Origin of the sequence: Fulvivirga lutimaris (assembly GCF_009711525.1) — a bacterium.
Classification (GTDB): Bacteria; Bacteroidota; Bacteroidia; order Cytophagales; family Cyclobacteriaceae; genus Fulvivirga; species Fulvivirga lutimaris.
Genome location: NZ_SMLV01000187.1, coordinates 1 through 4,586, shown reverse-complemented (window position 1 = coordinate 4,586; position 4,586 = coordinate 1). Strand labels below are relative to the sequence as shown.

Genomic DNA, 4,586 nt, shown 5'->3' with positions numbered 1-4,586 from the left:
GGTTTATTTTTTGATGATTTTGTGAGTAGTATAGTTCTCGCCTGCGGAAATTCTTAAAAAGTAGATTCCATCACTTAGGTGAGAGATGCGGTTTGGTGCATTTGCTCTAATAGTCATCACTTGAGTACCATTCATGTTTAACAGCTGTATGGAAACATCCTCCTGCTGAGTTTGAATGGTCAAAACATCCGAAGCCGGATTTGGGTAGATGAGTAGGACAGAAGTTACATCATCAACCCCTGTCACAGTAATTACATCAAAAGATTGTTCAATTGATGCCGCAGCTAGAAACCTATCATTACCAGCTTGATTTGCACTTACTACAACAGTTCCTAAATCAGAGAATGACACCACATTTCCTGTAACCGTAGCCGGACCACTAACGATAGCATAACTCACTTCTAAACCTGAAGAAGCTGTTGCTGACAGATTTAAAGAACCAGCTTCAAAGAACTGATCATCAACGGTATTGAATGTAATGGTCTGCTCGTTTTTGAAAATGGTGAATGACTGTTCTACAGAGGTAGCTGGTGCAAAGGCATCATTTCCTGCTTGAGCGGCAGAAACAACCACTTCACCCAAACCAGTAAATGTTATAACATCACCACTGACTGTTGCTGGCCCACTTAATATCTCATAAGCTATATCTAATCCAGATGTGGTAGTTGCACTAAGTTCTAACCTACCATTGCTAAATAGTTGATCCTCTATAGTTTCAAAGGTTATAGATTGTGCAGTCAGGCCATTTACAACATTGAATGATACAGACTCTGCTATGGCAGCATTATAGTTGATATTACCTTCCTGACTCACCGTTACAGTCACTTCTCCCTCAGAGCCTTCAAGTGTAATAGTGCTTCCTGAGATACTGGCTGGGCCTGAAATCGTATAAGTGAGATCAAGTCCACTAGTTGTAGATGCTACTACATTAAATGGGTTATCTGTTGTGGTTTTATTTGATATTGCTTCTATGGAAATAGTTTGATCGGCTTTATTTACTGTTAGCGTCTGATTTACTGGAAGAGCAATATTGAAATCTGCATTACCCATTTGAGAGGCTTCTATTGTTGTTGTGCCTACGCCCACTATTGTTATAGTACTTCCATTAATGGTGGCAACTGCAGTGTTGGAACTTGTATAACTTACCACTAAGCCCGAACTTGCGGAGGCAGTTAGTTCAAAGCCTGGGTCATCATATGCTTTATTCTGAAGAGAATTAAAGGTTATAGACTGATCTGTTTTTGATGGATCTTTAACTTGAAAAGTGGCAGAAATAGTTGCTGAATTATAGTTGTCATTTCCAGCTTCAGTTGCACTAACTTCCACAAAACCTTCGGTACCATCTAATGTTAAAGTAGAGCCACTTAAACTTGCAGGACCTGAAATAATTTCATACAAGAAACTTGTTAACCCACTGCTGGATGTAGCGGAGACTACAAAGGGAGTGTTAGCAATTTCTTGATCAACAATAGCAAATGTGATTGTCTGATCAGCCTTTTCTACTATAAGTGTTCTTTCAATATTATTTGCTGAATGATAATAATCATTACCCGATTGACTGGCAGTTATGGTTGTTATACCAGCTCCAACAATAGACAGGGTCGAACCATCTATTGTAGCCACAGTCTCATCTGAACTAGAATAGTTTACATTCAATCCGGATGAAGCGGTAGCCGTTAATTCAAAGTCGGCATCACCAAAGCTTTTGTTATCAAGAGCATTGAAAGAGATGGTTTGTTCCATTTGGCCAATATCTGAAGAAAGGGTCCAGTCGAACCCAAGAGGAGACCAGCCATCATCCCATAATATGTAGATGACCTGCCCTTCTGTAAGACTAAGTGTAACTTGTGATTGAAGACCGCTAAAGTCATCACTTTCACTATGACCGCTAAAATCATTACAATCAAAATACACCTTTAACCAAGTGTCGGTTGATGTAGTACCAACAGTGCTTATAGTATAGTTGCCTGCTGATGGAGCAGTAAACTCAAACCAAAACGAGGCATATTCACTTGTATTATTACCTAAAACAGCTTGAACAGGGTCTCCGCAACTATCCCCGGGTTGAATAGGTGATTCTGTAAGAGTCCAATCAAAATCACCACCTGCTGCGCTCCATTTAATATAATAGGTTTCACCATTGACAACATCAGTCACATTGAAAAAACTGATCCCGTTACCCTTAAATGTTCTTGAATAACAATCACTTCCAGAATACACCATCAAGTGTTTATCAAAGGAAGAATTGATTTGAATCTTACCATCCTGAGTAGCAGTATATTTATACCAAAACTCACTATTTGTTGTGGATGGGACAGTGTTTATTCCTGTAGTGGCAATAGCAGCATATACACAATCGTCCCCTGGCTCAATATCCGACTCAGTCAATGTCCATTCGAAATCGCCCTCTGGGTAATCTAGCCATTGAATATAATAGGTTACACCGTTCGTGGCACCTGTAAATGAGAAATTTCGCCCCCCAATGGTTTCAAGAGAAAGTGATGTACAATCAGTTCCTGAATATATATAAATACCATTACCTTCAGGGGAATTAATTTGAATCTTTCCATCTCGGGTTGCGGTGTATTCATACCAAAATTCTTCATTTGCTGTTGCCGGCATTGTATTTGTTCCAGCGTTAGCCAAAACGGCACTATTACAGTCATCTCCTGATGCTTCTGTTAGAGTCCAATCGAAACCATATGGAGAATAAGTGTCATCCCATAAGATATAAATTACTTGCCCACTATTTAGGCTTACTTTGACCTGAGACTGGTAATCTTCAAAGTCATCGTTTTTATTAATTAATGTTTCAGAACAGTCTGAGAATACTTTTAAATATGTGTCAATCGTGGTTGTTCCTACAGAACTTATTATATAATTGCCGGCAGATGGAGCTGTAAATTGAAACCAGAATTTGGTAGCACCACTGGTATTACTTCCAAGCACGGCCTCAACGGGGTCTTCACATGTATCACCGGGCTCTAATAATGATTCTGTCAATGTCCAGTCGAAATTACCTCCATTATTAAGAATCCAGCGTATAAAATAAGTTTCATCAGTTAAAACTTGTTTAAACTCAATTTGGTTATACCCACTCACCTCGTTTACGAGTAAAGAACAATTACTTCCGGAATATATAGTTACGTTACTATTATCTGAAGAATTGATTTTAATCTTGCCATCTTGAGTGGCGGTATATTTATACCAATATTCACTAATTGTGGTAGCTGGAACGTTGTTTGTGCCGGTAGAAGCAAACGCGGCATTATTACAATCTTCACCAATTACTACAGCTGACTCTGTTAAAGTCCAATCAAAGTTACCCCCAGAAAAAACATACCATTGAATGTAATAGGTTTCTCCGTTGACTAAACCTGTAAAAACTAAATTGTTATATCCATTAACCTCGTACGAAAGTGATGAGCAATCAACTCCAGAATAGATGTTGATGTTATTACCGGCAGATGAGCTAATCTGAATCTTACCATCTTGGGTTGCAGTGTATTCATACCAGTATTCACTGCTTTCGGTAGCAGGAAGCGTATTTGTGCCAGAAGAGGCTACAATGGCCGTTTCACATGTTTCTTGAGCAAAGGCATAATTCAGTAAAAAAGTGATAAAAAGCAGAGGTAGAAGTTTTTTCATAAATGAAGAATTATTTGAAATATCATGTAGAATAAAGGAGAATCTACAAATGCTCTAAAAACTATAGGCAGACTCAAGGCAATTAGGTGCAATAATTAAAAAAAATAATATTATATATTATAATAAGTTATATTTTAAGGATGTAACTTTTGGATGTTTTTATTGCTTTATTTGGCCCGTAAATATCAATAAATAAGGAGGATGAAAGACTGATTTGGTTTAAGGAAATTTAGGGTATGTAAGAAGTGTCGTGAAATTGATGTAAAAGTAAAAGAGCTTTTCCAAGTTGGTGCAAATAGTTGGGTCTACTTCATATATTGGATAGTAATGTATTAAGCTTAAACTAATTCTATCCTAAAAAATATTTGAAATAATGGCCGGTATTTACAGCTGAATTTTCAGGGAACTTTTGGTTTGTGTTCGTACACTTTAACCAAAACCCAGCTTTGGATTTACCTGAGTAAATGTGTTTAATAGTTACTAAAGTGAATAGTCAGCCCCACCCCAATGCGGGGCAGGGACTGACATACACACACATCTATTAATTACTCGCCAACCAAATGGAATTGATACTCACCAGATACTGATGCTGTTCTGCCGCCAGTTGGTGCACCGTCAGCCATGAAGGTCATTGTTAGGTTGCCTCCGGACAGACTTATGGAGATGGAGGTGTCACCATCTCTTAAAATCAGATTAGGGTTGTCATTCTGAAAATCCCAAAATCCAGAGGTTCCCCATACAGGGCTCAGGCCATTTTCGGTAATATAGGTCTTGTTGCCTATGGTTAACTTAAAACCTTCAAACTGGCTTGTTACATCAAAGCCATCTTTTGTAACACCATCATTACTCAGCACCCATTTGCTACCATCATTCATCAGGGCAGTAAGCTGCTCGTCAATTTCGCTGGGTGTGGGTTCAGAGTCGTCTTTGCAACTAAC

The 4,586-nt window shown here is 38.5% G+C and carries 2 protein-coding genes; both read right to left on the bottom strand.

Annotated elements, in window-relative coordinates; genetic code table 11:
• Positions 1 to 3: 3 nt before the first annotated feature.
• A complete protein-coding gene (locus tag E1140_RS01670) occupies positions 4 to 3,648 on the bottom strand; it encodes a T9SS type A sorting domain-containing protein (protein WP_155178377.1) in 3,645 nt (1,214 codons plus the stop codon).
• Between the two features lie 545 nt (positions 3,649 to 4,193).
• A partial coding sequence (locus E1140_RS21300) for a hypothetical protein (protein ID WP_221412605.1) occupies positions 4,194 to 4,586 on the bottom strand: 393 nt, incomplete at its 5' end.